Below are 19,538 nucleotides of genomic sequence, written 5' to 3' on the forward strand. Positions count from 1 at the left end.
TTCTTGTTGCATTTTATACCTGTTTGATATGTCTTTGTTCCCGCATTATTCCTGAATTGATTCTTGTTTCGCCCCCTTGTCCTGAACTGTTTAAAAGCATACAGCCGTAACTTTTCCATTCTCGTGATGCAATTAAATTTATCTTCTTCCCAATTCTTCAAAGCTTAAATCCAGCAACTTGTATTTCTCCCATCCTTTGTAATCAAAGTGCCACCATTCTGTCGGGTAATAGCTAAACCCGAAATGTTCCATAATTCCAAAAAGCAATTTCCTGTTAGTAAGTACAGTGTCAGGCAAATCACTGTAATCTGGATGTGCTTTTTCCGTGAAATTATCATATTCGGTTGGCATCGGTAGCTCTTTTCCCGTGCTCAGTTCAACCAATGTCAGGTCCACTGCACAGCCGCGGTTATGACGCGAACCTTTTCTGGGATTTGCCACGAAATTCGTGTCTGGATATACTTCAAAAAATTTGAGCGATGCGGCGTACGGTCTGTATGCATCATAAATCTTAAGGCCTATCATAAAATGTGAAAGCGAATCCTGTACCTTCTGTAAGGCATCAAAGACAGGCCTCCTCGCAAATGCTCTCGGTGATAAATAAATTACTTTCCCTGTAAAATTATTAACCGTTGCATATCGTATGTCAAGATAAATGCCTCCTATCTTTCCGAGGTCTTCAAGCTTCCAATCTGGATTTTGTTTGACTTCTCTGTCATATTCTTCCTTACTCTGTGTAATGTCAAGATTGTAAGGATTTAACTTTTCAGTTTTACTTTCGTTCGTGCATCCGAAGAGAATAAAACAAAGATTTAATGCTGCCAAAAGTAACATAGATTTCATCTTCATCATATTGTTTTCTGCTTAAATATTAAACTAATAATATATATAAAAACTTAATCATTAAAAAGTTCGTGATATATCAAATCACGTCATTTTTGCACATTACTTTTAAATTGAAAAAGCTATTTTATTCATAATTTCTTGTTAATGGAATATCCAAAATTTGAAAACAAATTATACTATGAAGTATATTAAATATCTGCTGGCAATATTTGCCGCAATTATTATCAGTTCTAACATTTCAGCTCAATCAGCTGAAGAAATAGTAAACAAGCACATTGAAGCCCTCGGAGGTACCGAAAATATTCAGAATGTGAAATCATTAAAAGTTAACGGCTTTGCAAAAGTTATGGGAATCGATATTCCGTATACTACCTACAATCTCGCTCCCGATAAGACTTACTTCGAAATGTCTATCGAAGGTTTTTCGATAAAACAGGCGTTTGACGGAATCAAAGCTTGGTCACTAAACCCTCTTTCAGGTTCAAGCACACCAGAGGTTGTTGAGGGTGATGAAGCGAAAGGTATAAAGGATAGAGGAATCATTTTCGGCAGACTGACGACATATAAAAATGACGGTGCATCAATCGAAATGTTGGGGAAGGAAAAAGTGGAGAATGTTGACGCTTATAAAATTCTATATACTGGAGCAGATGGCAAAAAAGTTACTTACTACATCAGTACTGAATCCAACCTCGTCGTAAAAGTTCAGAAAAAAGTTACCGTTAATGGATCCGAAATGGATTCCGAAACTGTTTTTTTTGACTACAGAAAAATTGGCAGCGTAATGATGGCTTATGCAATGAATACTAAGGTCAAAAATTCACCGATGGGGTCCCAAAATATTACAATAGAAAATATTGAAATAAATCCTACTTTTGACGAAACAATTTTTTCTATGCCGTCTAACTAATTCTTGAAATCCCGGCTGCAAATTATCCGGGATTTTTATTTCTTCTTCTCGTCCTAAATCCTATATTCCATACTATTCCATCCATTAACATTGTGCTGTTTTTGGATATCGGGAATTAAGCGTTTTTTGGCCACAAAAATTAACAAACAAATAACACAGGGACATCAAAGCTTCATTTTTTATGTATGCCTGCGATATGTCTGCGATATACCTGCGATATGCTTGCGATATATAAATATATTATTATAATGTCAAATTCCTCTGATTTTGATATAACGGATAAAAACTGTGGATTAAGAGAATTCTGGATTTCTTCTCACGAAGATCCATAAAAATGAAAAGTCATTTCATGATATATAGCTAATAATTAATTGTAAAAACAGTATATTAATGAAATTTTTCTCTGAAATAATATCAATAATAACAGTGTAATATATCCACATTTAATCACCGTTTGTGTAAAATCTACACACAAATAATAGAGAACTATTAAATAATCATTGTTTTATCAATTACTTAATCTTTGGCACAAGAATTGAAGTTATATATATTAAATGATTAAAAATTTTACAATATTAAAGAAATAAATTTTATAATTTTATGAAAAAATTGCTTACAGTTTTGATGGTTTTGGTTTTGACAGCAAGTGTTATGTTTGCTGCTCCAAAACCCAAAATTATGGTTCAAAGTGTTACTCCTTACTTGTGGTCGACGAGCACTGTCCTTCGCTCGGATTCGTGTATTACAACAGGTCTTAGCACTGTACCAAATCAAACTTATGTCTATTTGTCAGTTATGAACGTAGGTGATACCGCAGCCGTTCAGACAAGCAACTGGACATTTAATTCAAAACCTGCGGGTTCATCCGCAGCATTAACATCAATACCTTCCTTGGGTTGGTATAAGTTTTTTGCTGATGTTAAAGGAGTTTACGTTGTTAATGTTTCCATCACAACATCAACAGGTTCAAAAGACTCAACATTGCAAGTTACATCTGGTGATTTTGTAGGTGTTGGTGGTTTTGATGGTGTCCCTGCATTATACCCAAATTGTATGTCTTGCCACTCTGTTAACCTACAAGGATTATTCAACAGATGGAAGGTTAGTGCTCATGGAACTACGATGAAATATAATTTAGATTCAGGTTCAGCAGGTTTTGGTACTTCTTGTTTTAGATGCCATACAACCGGATATGACAACAGAAAATTCGCACTTAATGGCGGTTTTGACGATAGAGCAAGAACTTTAGGCTGGAGTTGGTCTGCTTATTCACCTCCGAAACCAGGTAACTGGGATTCTCTAAAAACCAAATATCCTTCACTTGTTGCTTACGCAGGAATTGGCTGTGAAAGCTGTCACGGTGCAGGTAGTGAACACACGTTCGGTGGGGATACTACGAAGATTGCTGTCAATTTTGACTCTAAAGCCTGTTCTTCATGTCACGATAATCCATGGAGATACCCTCAGGTTGCTCAGTGGGAAAATTCTTTACACTCAGACCCAGTTTTCGAAGGTAGAAATGTCGCGGATAACCAAAGAAACAATAGAGGAAGTGACTGTAATATGTGTCATGACGGTAGAAATCATATCGATTATACATATAAAACTGTTGGCGGACCAAATTACTTTACGAATCCTGCTCTCGTTAAAGGAGATATGACGTCAATCGGATGTCCTACATGTCATGATCCTCACGGCAATTCTAATGATTTTGCTTTAAGAAATTACCCATCAGATACACTGGCAAATGGTTATAATTATTCAAATGCTGGTGAAGGTAAAACTTGTATTGCTTGTCACCAGTCAAGAAGAAATAGTAAAACTTATGTTACTGTAAAAGGTTCTTTCACTAGTACTTGGGGACCTCACCATTCAACTCAGGGTGATGTTCTTATGGGGCAAAATGCAAGTAATTTTGGATTCCCGTATATTTCAGGTGCTCATAAAAATATTCCCGGTACATGTGCTGGTTGTCATATGGCACCAACAACGGATACTGGTACAGTTACAAGAGATAAAGTCGGTGGTCATTCAATGTCTATGCATTATGAACCAACAAACTACGACCACGTAAAAGGTTGCTTAGGCTGTCATCCGGGCGTTACAAGTTTTGATGATTTCATTGCACCTGAAGATTTTGACGGCAATGGTTTTATTGAACCATGGCAAATAGAGTTTGATGGGTGTGTTAAAAACTTAAGAATCGCGTTGCCTCCGGCAGGTGTTGATTCTGTTTCTTGGCAGTTAATTGCTAGAGACTCTATGAATCTTAATGTAAGAAAAGCGTTCTTCAACTACCAAATGATTAGTTATGACGGTAGTCGCGGGATGCATAACCCATTCTATGCAATTCAGGTACTTCAGGTATCTAAAAGTCTAATTGTTGGAGTAAATCAAATTGGTTCGGAAATCCCCGTCAAGTTCGATTTAAGTCAGAACTATCCGAATCCTTTCAATCCAACAACAAAGATTAACTTCTCATTACCTCAGGCTGGACAAGTCATTCTTAAGATTTATGATATAACGGGTAAAGAAATTATGACTCTCGTTAATAAGAAATTTGATGCAGGTAAATACTCAGCGACCTGGGAAGGCGTCGATGATAACGGCAGTAAAGTTTCATCTGGTGTTTACTTCTATAAAATAATAGCAGGAAACAACATTCAAACTAAGAGAATGGTGTTGATTAAATAAAAGTGTTTTTCATAGCTTTCTCCTTTTCTAAGCTCGGGACAACCTCCTACGTCCCGGGCTTCTTTTTTTAATGTTGCTGCTTATTCTTGTATTATTTATTATATTTTGATTAAGTTGTATTTAATCTATTTTTACATTTATAACATTCTATATTATCGACAAAATCACATTATAAATGGTAAAAGATATTTTTCTTAAAAGAACGCTGAATGTTATTCGTAACGTAGATAAGTTTCTGAAAAAACCAGATGAAAATTATCTTCACGATATACGAACAGAATCCCGGAAGTTGGAATCGTTGTTTATTACGCTCGGAGAATTGTCAGGTAGTAAAGAGTACAAAGTATATTTACGTAAAATAAAGCAGTTCATCAGACTCTTCAGTCCTTCACGGGAAACAGATGTCTGTATTCAGATTACTGTTGAATACCTGAAAATTACTGCAGATAATATCCTGATTGTAAAATTCTTGAATAATCTTAAAACACAATCCGTTGAACAAAGAAGACGAATATTTGTAGATAAAAAGCTTGTTGATTTCTTGTTAAGTAAATCATCGCTTGAGGATTTCATTAGAAACAAAATGTTCGAATCTGTTGGAGAAATCAGCCGTGAAAAGATCAGCAGATTTCTTGGTATTCAGGTTTGTTTCCTTTATGATAAAATGATGATTTATAAAAATGATGTTTTATCGGGTCTCGAAAACAAAAATCAACTCCATAAAATGAGGCTGCGTGCCAAACCTCTCCGATATACTCTTGACTTTCTAAATGAATCACTGGATTTACAGCTTTCTGACGTTGGAATTAAGATTAAAACTATGGTTGCCTTAGCTGGCGAAATTCATGATTATGATATGCTTATTGAAAAAGTTGGAGAGTTTATAAATATTGCTAAACAGTATCAGATTAAACCATCAGAAGAAATTGACAGTATTATGGATGTATTTATACAACATATGAATAACAAAAGAAATCAGGATTACTTAAACTTTAAAGCATTAGTAACGGAAATAGATTCCGAAAAAGATTCAAAGGGCTTTATTATAATCTAATATCTGCAATACTAATAATCATTCAATTAAAAAGTATTTTCCATATCGGTACTCAGTTACTTTGCGTTTCGGTTTGTAAACACGTGGTCTTGGATTGGTCATAAATTACTGTTTTACGTCATCTTTATCTTTATAAAAATTCTATCTTAAACAAAATTTAATCAGTCCTTCAATCGTTTGTCCATCATTCAATTCGAGAAACGTATTTTTATCTCTATTCAATGCTAACCAGTTCGAAATAACCTTTATCTCGTCAAGCTCTATTTGCGAGAATTTATGTTTGACGAATTTATTCAATGAAAAGTATAGGGTCTCTATAACTTCAGATAATTCTTCTGTTACAGGTCTCTGGTCAAAATCATCGTCACGATTGAGTGTTATCGTTCTTGCAAGTTTTCCGTTCTGAATAAAAAACAATTCTCTTTTGTCCTCATTGTCACATTTTATTATTATCTTCTTATTGTTAATAGCCGAAGTAATTACTTTCTGATAGCTCATTACTTTAACTATATCAGCAAGCCTGTCTCTGTATAATGCAGCCTTCTCAAAGTTCTCGTTTTCTGCATTCTTGCTCATTTGCTCTCTTAGAAAACCTGTAATTGAATTACTTCCTTCGCTGATAATAAACCTGTGTACTTTATTTACTTCATCCCTGTATTTTGACATTGGTATCGTCATATTGCATGGTGCCTCACATTTGCCGATATCAAAATACATACAGTTAGAGTTCGTCTTCTTTGCCCTTATCGTTTTGTCCTCGCATTTTCTCAGCTTATACCGGTCATAAATTTCTTTATGTATATATCTTGCCGTTCCTTTGCTCATAAAAGGACCGTAATAGTATGCATTATCGTTCTCTATTTCATAAACATTATCAAGTTTAGGAAATTCATTTTGTACATCAAACTTCAAAAAAGGATGAAACCTGAACCTCTTGATAGCGGTATTAAATCTCGGTTTATATTTCTTTATCATCTTTGATTCAAGTATCAAAGCAGATAATTCTGAATCGGTTATCTCGAACTCTACTTTCCTTACGCTGGTAAGAAGTTTTCTTATCTTGTATGAATGATTGTCATTATGTCTGAAATATGATGATACCCTGTCCTTTAAACTTTTTGCTTTACCGATGTATATAATTTCATTAGAGGAACTTCTCATTAAATAAACCCCGGGATCCTTTGGTATGTCCTTCAGTGAAAGATTAACACGCTTTAAAGCTAACGGTCTTTTCTCCTCGGTGAATATCTTTGAGTTTTGAAATTTTATTATCTCATCAATCGTTTCATAATCGTATTCCTCCTGCAATAACTGGATAAAATGAATAAGTATTTTTGCAGTGGCAAGTGTGTCGTCGTATGCCCTGTGCTTGTTTTTTATTCTTATGTTAAGGTGCTTTGCTACATTTCCCAGTGACTTGCTGCCTAAATTGCGCAGTAACCTTCTTGAAAGTTTACAAGTGCATAGTGTATTTAAGTTCAGATAATAGGGTTTATCAAGTCTCTTAAATGATTCAGAAACAAATTTGTAATCAAAGCTTACGTTATGCCCAGTGAATACTGTTTCTAAACCGTTATTATCCGTTATGAAATTTCTTATTTTATTCGCCACTTCGGCAAATGATGGCTTGTCATAAACATCTTCATTTGTTATTCCGGTAAGTTGTGTAATGCCATAAGGAATGTGTTGTCCCGGGTTTATAAGTGTAGTATATGTGTCTATGATTTCATCATTTCTTATTTTTATCAATGAAATCTCTGTAATCCTGTTGAACTTTGAGGATAATCCTGTGGTCTCAACATCGCATACAACAAACGTTGTATCTTCAATCAAATTTTTAGTCTTATCCTTTGTTGTCATTATTCATAATTCATGGAATTATAAAAGCGTGATTTATGGAAAATAATCTGTAATTTATTATCATTTGATGATAATAATTTAGAATTGAATAACTGCATTAAAAGAGTTTCCGTTAGAAGATATTGTAACATTGCTGCTAATCAAATCGTTTATTATATTATTTATCACGTCAGCACATATTGTGAGTCCAAGTATTGCTCCTGCGGACATGTTTCCGGTATTGCTGTCAGGACGACCCTTTTCGTTGAATAAATTGTTTTTAAAATCTATAATATCCTTTCGGAAAGCATAAACAAGAGCTGCCGAGCCGCTGCCTATAACCATCCCTCCCAATACATCGCTCGGATAATGAACTCCGAGATATATTCTTCCGTATCCGATTAGTGCAGCATACAAATAGGATACTGCAATTACTGCTGGTTTATCAGGATATCTTAGTGTTAATGAAGTTGCTATAGAAAAAGCTGTTGCTGTGTGTCCCGATGGGAATGAATACCTGTCAGTAGGGGAGTTATCCTTTCTAAAATATACGTCTTTTAAAGATACATAAGGTCTTTCGCGTTTTACTATGTACTTTAATCCAGCTGTTACTCCTAAACTAGTTAGTTCAGAGACCATCATAAGTACCGCCGAGTTCTCATCATAATAATTAGTATTATATCTTGCAACACCCGCCATTCCAAAAGGCAGTACAATGCTGAGAGGTAATACTGATTTGTCTGTTATTGGTAATACTGTGTTTGAAAATCCGTTTCTTGAATTATTAATGCTCCTGAAAAGCTTAACATCAATTCCGGTATTAAGTTTTTCTTTTTCTAAATCCCTGAATCCTTGTGATTGGCTTTCTGAATAGATTAAATTTAATGAACAAAATATCAGAAAAATTATAAACCTGCTCATGATGTTCTAATTTTGAACCGTTCCTGATTCTATTAACAATCTTATTAAATATTATTTTGTTTTAACCAGTCGTCATTATGAAACTTCGATAGATATCTTTCACCCGTGTCACATACGATAAAAACCACCACTCCTTTTTCGTCAAGCTTTTTTGCAATGTTTAATGCTGTATATACTAACGTACCCGTTGAAGCACCACAGAAAATTCCTTCCTCTTTTGTAAGCGCTTTACATGTATCAATAGAATCTTTATCGCTCACTTCAATCACTTTATCAATAAGTTCAAAATCCATTATTTCAGGTATCATGTCGAGACCAATACCCTCGACTAAATAAGGTTGGCATTCTCCTGTTTTTCCTTTCTCCTTGTATAGTTTCGCGATTGAACCTATAGGATCTGCCGCTATTATTTTAATGTTTGGATTTTTTTCTTTTAAGTATCTTGCCGTTCCGGTAATTGTTCCCCCTGTTCCAAGACCTGCAACGAAATGGGTTATTTTACCCTCTGTTGCTTCCCAGATTTCTGGACCTGTAGTAAGATAATGTGCTGTAGGATTTGATTCGTTAGTGTACTGCGCTATGTATAATGAGTTTGGTGTTGTTTCTGCTATTTTCTGAGCTTTATTCATGTAATATTCAGGATGGTCATGTCCAACATTCTTCGGCACTACTACGACTTCCGCTCCAAATGCTTTTAGATAATTTCTTTTTTCTTGTGACACCTTATCTGTTACAACTATAATAGATTTATAACCCTTTACAGCAGCAGCAAGTACAAGTCCTATACCAGTGTTACCGCTCGTTGCCTCTATTATCGTCCCGCCGGGTTTTAGTTTGCCTTCTCTTTCGGCATTCTCAACCATTAGTTTTCCAATTCTGTCTTTAACACTACCCCCGGGATTTAATGATTCCATCTTCCCGAGTACTGTGGCTTTAATTCCTTTTGTGAGTTTATTTAGTTTTATTAGTGGAGTGTTCCCGACTAATTCTAAAACATTATTCTTATACTTCATTTTGCTGCCTTTATAAAATTTACCCAAGCGGTTTCATTAATGGAAACAACAGAACGTCTCTGATATTAACAGAATTCGTAAGTAACATTACTATTCTGTCAACCCCCATCCCGACACCCGTCGTCGGTGGCATTCCAACTTCTATTGCTTTTACAAAGTCTTCATCAAAAGGATGTGTGTCTTCTTCCCCCCCTCTTCCTCTTTCAACCTGACTTTCAAGAAGTCTCCGTTGAAGTATTGGGTCGTTCAGTTCGGTGTATGCATTCCCGACTTCCCATTTGTTAATGTACGGTTCAAATCTCTCAACGTATATTACCTTTTCGGGATCGTCTTTCATTTCTTCTAACTCTGCAAGTGAATATTGCCTTAACGGTTTGCAAAGCGGCGTTGTATCAATCGGATGATTTATAACAAATGTTGGCTGTTTTAATTCCTCCTCACAGAGTGCTTCAAATAATGCTGCTATAACAAGTCCTTTGCTGTGTGCAAGCTTTGGATCAAGGTCTATGTCATTCTTCTTCATGAACATTATTATTTCATCTTTCTTCATCGAAAGAACATCAATACCGGTTTTCTCCGTTATTGCATCTGTCATTTGAAGTCTCTTCCAAGGACGGGCAACATCAATCTGAGTTCCCTGATATTCAAATTTGGTTGAACCGTGAACAGCTATACATGCTGACTCAACAACTTCTTCAAACATGTTCATGCTGTCTGTATAATCACCGTATGCTTGATACCATTCAACTTGCGTAAACTCAGGGTTATGTGTTCTGTCTATTCCTTCATTTCTGAAGTCTTTAACGAATTCGTAAACCCTGTTAAATCCCCCGACTATCAGTCTCTTTAAATATAACTCATTTGAAATTCTCAGGTATAAAGGAATGTCAAGTGCATTATGATGCGTTATAAATGGTCTCGCGTTTGCTCCACCGTAGATTGTTTGCAATGTTGGTGTTTCTACCTCAAAAAATCCGTGCTTTTCGAGTGTTGCTCTAATGGACTTGATTACTTTTGTCCTCTTAATAAACGTATCCTTTACGTTTTCATTAACTATAAGGTCAATGTATCTCTGTCTGTAGCGTAGTTCAACGTCCGCAAACGCATCATGGATTATTTTCTCACCGGATTCAGTGATTTCTTCCTTTACGATTGGAAGAGGAAGAATTGATTTTGTAAGAAGTTCAAGAGATATGCTGTGTATCGATACCTCCCCCGTCTTCGTTCTGAATACAAACCCTTTAACTCCGATAATATCACCGATATCAAGCATCTTCATTATCGCATAACTTACTTCACCTACTTCATCTTTCTTGATATAAACTTGTATCCGGTTTGTGTCGTCCTTAATGTGACAAAACGTTGCTTTTCCCATTCTTCTAATAGCAGAAATCCTTCCAGCTATTGAAACGGTGCTTTTCTTCCTGAGCTCTGCTTCAGTCTCATCTTTGGGGTCAGTAAAATTCTTAAGTATATCATCCGCCTTGTCTGTAACGTCATATCTGTGCGGGTAAGGGTTTACTCCAAGTCTCTTGATTTCTTCAAGCTCTTCTAATCTTCTTTTTACTAATTCGTTTTGTTCAGTCATTTTATTTATTAAATTTATTAATTTCTTCTCTATTAAGCTTTCTGTACTCGCCCGCATTTAGACCTTTAACAGTTAGGTGTCCGTACGAAATACGGTGAAGTTTCCTTACGAAATATCCATATCCTTCAAACATTCTGCGAACTTGCCTGTTTCTGCCCTCTGTTAAGGTTATCGATACAATACTTAAATCATTCTTATTCGGATGAACTATCTTGGCAGGTGCTGTCTTTTTACCGTTAAGTTTTATCCCTCCTGATAGCTTGGCCCTTAGCTTTTCTTCAAGAGGTTTCGAGAGAGTGACTATGTAAGTCTTCTCAACCTTGAATTTTGGATGCATCAACTTATTAGCAAAATCACCGTCATTCGTAAGAAGTAAAACTCCGCTTGTATCACTGTCAAGTCTTCCTATTGGAAAAACTCTATCGTTCGTCTTAATAAGATCAATAACAGTTTTTCTGTTCTTCTCGTCATCTGTAGTTGTTATAAATCCTATCGGTTTGTGTAGTATAAAGTATTTCTTGTTAGCTTTTTCTCTTATGCGTTCGCCGTCAAGCCTTACCTCATCTATCTCGGGATTAATCTGTAAACCCTGCTCAAGTATAACCTTGTTGTTTACGGTTATTCTGCCTTGATTTATGAACTCATCAATCTTTCTTCTTGCAAATTCTGTATTGTTCGAAAGATATTTGTTTAGCCGTGTGTAATTTTCACTTTCCTTCATTAATTCGTGTTATCCTCATTTTTACTTTCGGAATCATCATCTGCGTTCTTAAAATCATCATTTATTTCAGTATCAAATCCTGTATCTTTGATTATTTCGCTTTTATACCCTTCCACTATATTCTCTTCATTAAAGTCAATTTCGTTATTCGATTTTTCAAATTCCTCCTTTTGCCCTATTTCTTTCTCTGCACTCTCATCGAAGTTTAACCGTTCGTTCGGCGAACTGCCAGTAAATTCTTCTTGCCCCTGACTGCTCATTGAATTAAACAAATCAATATCTGCTTCGGAAATTCCTTCTATCTTTTCGTTCTTAAGTATGTCATTTATTTCCTTTAGCTTAGGTAGGTCTTCTATTGCGTTTAATCCCAGTACTTTAAGGAAACTTATCGTCGTGCCGTATAGTATCGGTCTTCCCGGACCGTCAGCCCTGCCTTTAATCGTGATAAGATCCCTTTCGAGAAGCGAGTTAACAATGTAATCAACATTTACTCCTCTGACAAATTCAATCTCAGAACGCGTGATTGGCTGTTTGTATGCTATGATTGCAAGTGTTTCAATTGCAGATTGGGAAAGCTTTTTCTTTTGAGTTTCTGCAGTAAGTTTTCCGAGAAAGTGAGAATACTTCTTTCTAGTTGCAAATATATAACCACCGGCAAGTTTTATTATTTCAAATGAGTTACAGTTATTTTCGTATTCTTCGTTCAACTCATCTATTGAAACTTCAATTTCTTTAATTGAAACGTTTATTCTGAAAGTGTCTAAAAGGTCTTTTATTTCTCTTATTGTAATTTCTTCGTCAGATGCAAAGATTAAAGCTTCAACAATATTCTTAATTCCGTCCGTAATCAATTCAAGTGTTCGTTTATAATTTTTATTAAAGAAAATTCAGACAGGTTTTTTTCATTAAATATAATCCCGAGATAACCTTCCAGTGCTAACTGTAATATAGAAAGAAATGTACATATTACAACCATTTTCTCATCCATCGTAGATATCAGTTCTTTATAGTTTATAGATAATCGCGTCTTGAAGAAGTTTATCAAAAATTCTCTCTGAATTTCAGGTGTTGTATTCATTAACTCTATTGGATGTACAATTTCATGTCTTACATTCGTGATTACATGTTTGTAGCCTTTAATCAGGTTGAAAATTGTCAGGTTTTGAAGTCCGGCATCATTCAATACATCTAACTCAACTTCTTTCGGATCTTTTTTAAAATAGAGTCTGAAATATCTTTGCCTTGCACTTTCTTCATACTTCAGAAGTTCTGTTGACGCGTCTTTAAATCTTTTGTACTCGAGTAATTTTCTTATAAGTGTATATCTGGGATCCTCTTCTTCTGCTTCATTTTCTACTATCTGAGGTATAAGCATTCGTGCTTTAATTTTCATCAGTTCCGCAGCCATAAGTAGGAACTCTCCGGCAAGTTCAATATCAAGTGTCTGCATATAGTTCAGAAACTCAAGAAAATCTTTCGTTATTTTTGATATTGGTATGTCGTATATATTTAACTCCTCTTCTTTTACAAAGTGGAGAAGTATATCAAGAGGTCCCTCGTATTCGGTCAACTTCGCCCAATAATCACTCGGCTTTGGTGCGTCTTGTTTTATAATATTATCAGTTATTTCTTCCAAATTTAATGTAATTATAAATATACTAAATGAGCCGTCGAGTTTAAATGTAATAGTTGCTTACAGTATTTTCATCTTACAATAAACATTTTTACATATGAGTTTTTGTCAGCCGTCCTTTCAGTCGGTATCTCATAATTAAATACAGTATTAAGGCATTAATTTGCGAAATTATATTAACTTATATCATTTAAAAACATAATCAAAATACTTATTTTTATACAATTAAACCGGAATATATGCCCACATCAATTTTAAAATATCTCGGAAATTTAAGAACCGAGATGACTCATGTGAAATCAGGACAGGTAGTTGTTACCGATGCACCGTTTGATAATAATGGGAAAGGAGAAGCCTTTTCCCCGACAGACCTTATGTCATCTTCGCTTTGCGCTTGTATGATTACAATCATGGGTATTGCAGCTCAAAATCACGGTTTCTCAATTGACGGAGCGACTGCCGAAATTACAAAAATAATGTCCTCTGAACCGAGAAAAGTAGCTGGAATTCATATAGAAATTAAATTTCCCGCAAATAATTATTCAGATAAAGAGAAGAAAATAATTGAGCATATTACTAAAACGTGCCCAGTTGCTCTGAGTCTACATGAAAGTGTTTCTCAGGAAGTTAAGTTGACTTATTCATAATTTATTGTGAGTTGAAAAGATTTGTAATGTGAGAACATTATTTAATCATTCACCAATTCTATTTTATTATTAACATAAAATCTAAACATAATATTATCGAAATGAAAAACATTATTGCTTTATTCCTGATTTTAGGATTTGTAACATCTTCCTTTGCTCAGCCGATAATTGATAAAAACAATATGGATTTGAGTATAAATCCCGGAGATGATTTCTTTAATTATGCAAATGGAACATGGATAAAAAATACTCCAATGCCGCCTGACTTGACCCGTTACGGAGCATTCGATGAGCTTCGTGAAAATAATGACCGTCAGCTTAAAGCTCTTATTGAGGAATTATCGACTCAGAAAAGTACTCCGGGTTCAAACAAACAAAAAATTGGTGATTTATTTGCCAGTGGCCTGGATGAAGCAAAAATTAATTCACTAGGATACCAGCCTATAAAAAGCAGACTCGAAGAACTTAAAAATATAGATTCAAAAGAGGACTTAATTAAGTTTATCGCATACCTGAATACAAGCGGGTCGTCATCATTCTTCGGTTTCGGTTCTTCACCCGACCGTAAAAATAGTTCTATGAATATAGCTTCGTTGAGACAGTCTGGCATTACTCTTTCGAACAGGGATTATTATCTAAAAGATGATGAGAGGAATAAGTCAATAAGAACCGAACTTCAAAAATATATGACAGAGTTGTTCAAACTTGTCGGATATGATGAAAAGCTTGCAGCAGCAAAGGCAAAGATGCAAATAGAGTTTGAAATAATTCTTGCAAATTCCTCATTCTCTAATCTAGAGCTTCGTGATCCCGAGCTGAATTATAATAAAATGTCTTTAGATGACCTATCAGCCTTAAGCAGCGGTTTTGACTGGAAGCTTTATATGAAGCAGATAGGAGTCGAAAATCCTGGTGATATTAACATTGGACAGAAAAAATATTTCGAGGATTTTGGAAAACATTTTAAGGATACAGACCTTGAAGTTTTAAAAAATTATGTCGAATGGAGACTTATAAATAATGCTTCTACTTATTTATGCAGTGATTTTGTTGAAGCTAACTTTGCTTTCTATGGAAAGTTTATGTCAGGTGCGCAAGAAATTAGACCTCGCTGGAAGCGTGTACTGGATGTTGTTAATGGTTCTCTTGGTGAAGCTTTGGGAGAACTCTATGTTGAAAAACATTTTTCTCCGGCGGCTAAGCAGAGAATAAAGGATTTGGTTGCTAATATCAAACTTGCTATGTCGGATAGAATTAAAAAACTTGACTGGATGTCAGATGAAACCAAAATGCAGGCGTTAATTAAGCTTGATAAAATGGGTATTAAAGTTGGTTACCCTGATAAATGGGAAGATTATTCAAAGATAGAAATCTCACGAGATTCGTATTTTGATAATATTTTGAATGTAAGAAAATTTAATTTTAACAAAAACATCAGCGAAATTGGTAAACCGGTGGATAAAACAAAATGGGGAATGAGTCCGCAGACTGTTAACGCTTATTATTCTGGAACCAATAATGAGATCTGTTTCCCCGCAGGTATTCTTCAGCCTCCATTCTTCTTTGCGGAAGGTGATGATGCTGTAAATTACGGTGGGATTGGCGCAGTTATTGGTCACGAGATTACTCACGGTTTTGATGATCAGGGAAGAAAGTTTGATGCCGAGGGAAATCTCAAAGATTGGTGGACAGATGATGATAAAGCCAAATTCGAAGCAAAAGCTCAGATACTTGTCGATCAGTATAATAACTTTGTCGTGCTTGATACGTTTAAAGTCGATGGAAAGTTTACACTCGGTGAAAATATTGCCGACCTTGGTGGTATTACTCTTGGTCTTGAGGGATTGAAAAAAGCTTGGGATAAAAATCCTCCTGCAAAAGAAATTGAAGGATTCACACCCTTGCAAAGATATTTTCTCTCTTATGCACAAATTTGGAGAGGAAGTATTCGTGAAAAAGAACTTCTCAAAAGATTAAAAGAAGATGTGCATTCACCTTCTCTTGCGCGTGTAAACGGTATCGTTTACAACATACCGCAGTTCTACGAAGCGTTCAATATCACTTCTGGGAAAATGTACAAAGATCCCGCTACAAGAGCTGTCATCTGGTAAGATAAGTTTTTAAGTAAAATGACGAGGCTGTCCCTGAAGACTGTCTCTATCATTTTTCTGTGTATCTTTCCGTAAAGATTCAGTTTCTACTGAGTAGCTCCTGTTTTTTCTGATCCTTTCCTTTCTGAAAAACCTACGGTTTGAGGTTTTTCACCTATTCTTAAAATACTTAATCACTAATTCATCAATTACTTCCTGCTTTATTGGTTTTGATAAATATCCGTTGCATCCCGCTGTAATTGCTTTTTCTTCATCGCCTGCAAGTGCAAACGCCGTCTGTGCTAAGATAATTACATCGTTGTTTAATTTTCTTATCTCTCTTGTTGTATCGTAACCGTTCATATTTGGCATTTTTAAGTCCATCAATATTAAGTCAATATCTGGATTGTTGCGATATATCTCCAGTGTATCCATCCCCGTTGTTGATGTTAAAGTATCCTTGCTGTATTTTTTAACCATTAATTCAAGAAGCATGCTGCATTCCTCATCATCTTCGGCAATCAAAATTTTGAGCTTCTTTAATTGTTCATCTTTCTTTTCTGATTTTCTTTCGATCGATTCATTCTTATTTTTCTTTCTAATATTAAATGGAATTGTAAAGTAAAATGTAGAACCATTTCCCTCGTCACTTTCTACCCGAATTTTACCCCCAAGCATTTCAACATATGCTTTGGTAATCGCTAATCCAAGACCGGCGCCTTGAAACGCCATTTTATCCGAAATATCTGCTTGTACAAAACTCTTAAATATTTCTTCCTGCCTGTGTTTTGGAATCCCTATACCTTCATCTCTTACATAAAACTCAAGATAATCCTTTTCTTTCTTATAACCGAAGTTAATCGTACCTTTGTACGAAAACTTTATAGCGTTTTTCACAAGATTCGTAAGTATAGCGTAAAGTTTTTCCTTGTCAGTTGTTATTTCGACATCCGTATCTGGCAATGAATTATCGTAAGACAATTTTAAATTTTTGCTTTCTGCTTCGGGTTTGAAAAAAGTATAAATATATTCAATTTGCTGATTTATGTTTGATTCAGATAATTTTACTAATGCTTGCCCCGATTCTATTTTCGAAATATCTACTATATCGTTTATAATATTAAGCATACGTGCACCGCTTTTTTCTATTATACTTATGTAATTTTGTTGTTCTTCTCCAGTTAACTTCGGCTCTTTAAGTAATTGTGCAAATCCCAGAATTCCGTTCATCGGTGTTCTGATTTCATGACTCATGTTGGCAAGAAATGCTGACTTTAGCTTGTCGCTTTCTTCGGCTTTTTCCTTTGCTCGTATCAGTTCTTCTTCGGTTTTCTTTCTCTCTGTTATATCATATATTATCCCGTGCCAAAGCGTGCTTCCATCTTTCATTTTCTCGGGAACTGCATGGCTGAACCTCCACCTTAATCCCTTTTTGGGTAAGACTACTCTGAATTCACAGTAAAATACATTTTGAGTTCTTGCTGATTCGAATATTAAATCCGATACTCGTTGTATGTCATCCGGATGCAGTCTACCGAAAACTGGCGTTGCATCTTCTCTCACTTCTTCTGGTGAGTATTCGTATATTTCATTCATTCCTTCACTGGAATAAGGGAAGCATGAGCTCCCGTTTTCATATAATCTGTATTGGTATATTACTCCAGGTACCTGATTGGAAAGTTTCAAAAGCATTCGATGGTTATAAGCTAATGCATCTTCTGCTTTTTTTCTTTCTTCAAGAAGTCTAATCTTCATAAGTGCAAGACTTACTTGTTTTGCAACGGACTCTATAAAGTTTATTTCCTCATTTGTCCAGACTCTTGGCTCGGAAATTTGATTTATCGTAAATAAATAGTATCCATATTCATTGAACGCGAACGGATACCATAAAAGACTTTTTATATTCAAATCTCCGTGTAGAAGATTTTCTCTTTTATCCTTCTTTATTAATTCATTAATGTCATTTGAGTGACTTTCAATGTGCTTTCGGCTTTTCCTTATTCCTTTAAAAGTATTCAGAAACATTTCTAAAGAAGTAAATTGTCCCTTTGTCGATTTTATTTCATGTCTATCTTCCCGGAGCCATTCACACAATCCTTCGATACTTTTTCTTTCGAATGATATATCATAAATTGAAATTCTGTCTGCCTTGAGTGTTTCTCCTACAATCATGTTTGTGTTTTTCAGTATATCGTTAGAGTCGTCGTTTGAACTTATAATTTCAGCAATTTCATTCAATGCTGTGGTAAATAATAATTGCTGTTTTAGTTTTAATTCCGATTGCTTTCGTAATGTTATATCTGTATCTCCTCCCTTATATCCGACAACATTACCAGTGTCATCTAATAAAGGATATCCATTCGTTAAAAGGCAAACTGGATGTCCATCTTTGTGAATATTCCAGTTTTCTAAATTCACTATTACACTCTTTGTCTCAATTAGATTTTTAAATATCTCATTTACTCGTTTGCTTTCTTTCTCTTGCATAAAATCAAAAGGTGTCTTTCCCATTATTTCTGCTGATGTGTATCCCAAAATCCTTTCAATATTTTCCGATGAGTAAACATATTTGCCGTTTTTGTTTACTTCCCATATCCAATCCGAAGTGTTCTGTAAAACTAATCGGTAACGCTCTTCACTTTCCTTTATTATTTCATTGTACTCTATATTTCTTAAACTCTTCAGTCCTATACCTGCTATTATTTCAATGAACACTTTTATAAACTCTAAATAAGCTATTAGTTTGTCTTTCGTCCAGACGGGTACTTTTTTTACAGCGTCTAAATATTCTTTCTCGTTAAATTCGTATTTTTTTGCCTGTCCTTTGAAGAATTCGATATCAGGCTCCTCAAGAAAAAATTGTCCTGTAAAAAAATTCCCTAAATGATTTCCGTCAATTATTATGGGTGTTGCATTGTCTATTAATCCGTGAGGACAAGTGTAGCTTACCGCTGGATTAGCCTCTTCTATGTGATTTAATATATATTGATCACTCTTAACGCATTCACGTTCGCATAACGGATTTATTCTGTGGAATTTTGTACAAATGTCTTGCCATGCTACCGCTGTTAGTACCTTGCCGTCATTGTCAATTATTGCTGACGGAAATGAATAAACGGAATCAAGCTTTTCCTGTAAATTCTGGAATAACTTAACATCGATTAAATCCTCAAGTTTGTATCTCAGTAATATAATAAGTGAATAATTTATTAATTTTGAAATATTTTCTCTTTTATTTATTAATTAAATAAAATGAAAATGTTATCCCGTATTTTCCTCTCGTCTGTAAAAGTACTGTTGATTTTTATTCTGCAATATATTTTTTTCTGTTTTTTCCTTAATTTCGTCAGCTTCTAATATTACCTTAAATTCACTTCCGATTCCGGCTGTTAGAGTGCAGCTCCATGCTAACCACCATCCTAAACCTAAACCGCTGTATGTTTTGTTTATTCTGTATTGATGAAGAAACACTGCAATCTGGATTAAATGCGTAATTACGACTAATATCGCTACTGTCTCTGTATCTATATTTATACAATAGTCATAATTAATGTGTTATGTGCTAATTGAATTTAAATTAAT

At 35.0% G+C, this 19,538-nt stretch carries 15 protein-coding genes; 5 read left to right on the forward strand and 10 right to left on the reverse strand.

Annotated features, from left to right (window positions below):
* Positions 1-138: 138 nt before the first annotated feature.
* Positions 139-852 carry a M15 family metallopeptidase gene (locus WC644_07575; GenBank protein MFA5011803.1) on the reverse strand — a complete coding sequence of 238 codons (714 nt, stop codon included), beginning with the start codon at positions 850-852 and terminating at the stop codon, positions 139-141.
* Positions 853-1,024: 172 nt separating this feature from the next.
* Between WC644_07575 and WC644_07580 the strand changes: the two genes are divergently transcribed.
* From WC644_07580 to WC644_07590, 3 genes are all read left to right on the forward strand, one after another.
* Positions 1,025-1,756: a hypothetical protein gene (locus WC644_07580; GenBank protein ID MFA5011804.1), complete on the forward strand. Its 732-nt coding sequence runs from the start codon at positions 1,025-1,027 to the stop codon at positions 1,754-1,756.
* A 600-nt stretch (positions 1,757-2,356) separates the two neighbouring features.
* On the forward strand, positions 2,357-4,450 hold the full coding sequence (locus WC644_07585) for a T9SS type A sorting domain-containing protein (GenBank protein MFA5011805.1): 2,094 nt from the start codon (positions 2,357-2,359) through the stop codon (positions 4,448-4,450).
* Between the two features lie 175 nt (positions 4,451-4,625).
* Entirely contained in the window at positions 4,626-5,504 is an 879-nt protein-coding gene (locus tag WC644_07590; protein MFA5011806.1) for a CHAD domain-containing protein, read from the forward strand.
* 141 nt (positions 5,505-5,645) lie between these two features.
* Here WC644_07590 and WC644_07595 read toward each other — a convergent pair whose 3' ends face one another.
* The 7 genes from WC644_07595 to WC644_07625 form a co-directional block, all read right to left on the reverse strand.
* Positions 5,646-7,364, reverse strand: coding sequence for an exonuclease domain-containing protein (locus WC644_07595; protein MFA5011807.1), 1,719 nt, complete (start codon positions 7,362-7,364; stop codon positions 5,646-5,648).
* Positions 7,365-7,442: 78 nt separating this feature from the next.
* On the reverse strand, positions 7,443-8,264 hold the full coding sequence (locus WC644_07600; protein ID MFA5011808.1) for a phosphatase PAP2 family protein: 822 nt from the start codon (positions 8,262-8,264) through the stop codon (positions 7,443-7,445).
* 44 nt (positions 8,265-8,308) lie between these two features.
* Positions 8,309-9,277 carry a cysteine synthase family protein gene (locus WC644_07605; GenBank protein ID MFA5011809.1) on the reverse strand — a complete coding sequence of 323 codons (969 nt, stop codon included), beginning with the start codon at positions 9,275-9,277 and terminating at the stop codon, positions 8,309-8,311.
* A gap of 19 nt (positions 9,278-9,296) precedes the next feature.
* Positions 9,297-10,865: a lysine--tRNA ligase gene (gene lysS, locus WC644_07610; protein MFA5011810.1), complete on the reverse strand. Its 1,569-nt coding sequence runs from the start codon at positions 10,863-10,865 to the stop codon at positions 9,297-9,299.
* Between the two features lies 1 nt (position 10,866).
* Complete coding sequence (locus tag WC644_07615) at positions 10,867-11,586, reverse strand: pseudouridine synthase (GenBank protein MFA5011811.1); 720 nt, start codon at positions 11,584-11,586, stop codon at positions 10,867-10,869.
* On the reverse strand, positions 11,586-12,437 hold the full coding sequence (scpB, locus tag WC644_07620; protein ID MFA5011812.1) for an SMC-Scp complex subunit ScpB: 852 nt from the start codon (positions 12,435-12,437) through the stop codon (positions 11,586-11,588). Before scpB ends, WC644_07615 begins: the two co-directional genes overlap by 1 nt.
* The gene (locus tag WC644_07625) at positions 12,434-13,222 is read right to left on the reverse strand and encodes a segregation/condensation protein A (GenBank protein MFA5011813.1); all 789 of its coding nucleotides are present in this window, start codon (positions 13,220-13,222) and stop codon (positions 12,434-12,436) included. Before WC644_07625 ends, scpB begins: the two co-directional genes overlap by 4 nt.
* 236 nt (positions 13,223-13,458) lie before the next feature.
* Here WC644_07625 and WC644_07630 point away from each other — a divergent pair, with 236 nt between their 5' ends.
* Together WC644_07630 and WC644_07635 are read left to right on the forward strand one after the other, a co-directional pair.
* On the forward strand, positions 13,459-13,866 hold the full coding sequence (locus tag WC644_07630) for an OsmC family protein (GenBank protein ID MFA5011814.1): 408 nt from the start codon (positions 13,459-13,461) through the stop codon (positions 13,864-13,866).
* A gap of 101 nt (positions 13,867-13,967) precedes the next feature.
* Entirely contained in the window at positions 13,968-15,977 is a 2,010-nt protein-coding gene (locus WC644_07635; protein MFA5011815.1) for a M13 family metallopeptidase, read from the forward strand.
* 150 nt (positions 15,978-16,127) lie between these two features.
* Here the strand turns inward: WC644_07635 and WC644_07640 are convergent, their stop codons facing one another.
* Together WC644_07640 and WC644_07645 are read right to left on the reverse strand one after the other, a co-directional pair.
* Positions 16,128-19,196, reverse strand: a complete 3,069-nt coding sequence (locus WC644_07640; protein ID MFA5011816.1) for a PocR ligand-binding domain-containing protein — start codon at positions 19,194-19,196, stop codon at positions 16,128-16,130.
* 21 nt (positions 19,197-19,217) lie between these two features.
* On the reverse strand, positions 19,218-19,427 hold the full coding sequence (locus tag WC644_07645; GenBank protein MFA5011817.1) for a hypothetical protein: 210 nt from the start codon (positions 19,425-19,427) through the stop codon (positions 19,218-19,220).
* Between the last annotated feature and the right edge of the window lie 111 nt (positions 19,428-19,538).

The sequence above is a fragment of the Ignavibacteria bacterium genome (genome assembly GCA_041649015.1).
Taxonomy (GTDB): domain Bacteria; phylum Bacteroidota; class Ignavibacteria; order Tepidaquicellales; family Tepidaquicellaceae; genus CAIKZJ01.

Bases quoted from the DNA above. Each gene is read 5' to 3' on its own strand.
- WC644_07575 (MFA5011803.1), bottom strand. From the start codon at position 852: ATGATGAAGATGAAATCTATGTTACTTTTGGCAGCATTAAATCTTTGT.
- WC644_07580 (MFA5011804.1), top strand. From the start codon at position 1,025: ATGAAGTATATTAAATATCTGCTGGCAATATTTGCCGCAATTATTATC.
- WC644_07585 (MFA5011805.1), top strand. From the start codon at position 2,357: ATGAAAAAATTGCTTACAGTTTTGATGGTTTTGGTTTTGACAGCAAGT.
- WC644_07590 (MFA5011806.1), top strand. From the start codon at position 4,626: ATGGTAAAAGATATTTTTCTTAAAAGAACGCTGAATGTTATTCGTAAC.
- WC644_07595 (MFA5011807.1), bottom strand. From the start codon at position 7,364: ATGACAACAAAGGATAAGACTAAAAATTTGATTGAAGATACAACGTTT.
- WC644_07600 (MFA5011808.1), bottom strand. From the start codon at position 8,264: ATGAGCAGGTTTATAATTTTTCTGATATTTTGTTCATTAAATTTAATC.
- WC644_07605 (MFA5011809.1), bottom strand. From the start codon at position 9,277: ATGAAGTATAAGAATAATGTTTTAGAATTAGTCGGGAACACTCCACTA.
- lysS (MFA5011810.1), bottom strand. From the start codon at position 10,865: ATGACTGAACAAAACGAATTAGTAAAAAGAAGATTAGAAGAGCTTGAA.
- WC644_07615 (MFA5011811.1), bottom strand. From the start codon at position 11,586: ATGAAGGAAAGTGAAAATTACACACGGCTAAACAAATATCTTTCGAAC.
- WC644_07630 (MFA5011814.1), top strand. From the start codon at position 13,459: ATGCCCACATCAATTTTAAAATATCTCGGAAATTTAAGAACCGAGATG.
- WC644_07635 (MFA5011815.1), top strand. From the start codon at position 13,968: ATGAAAAACATTATTGCTTTATTCCTGATTTTAGGATTTGTAACATCT.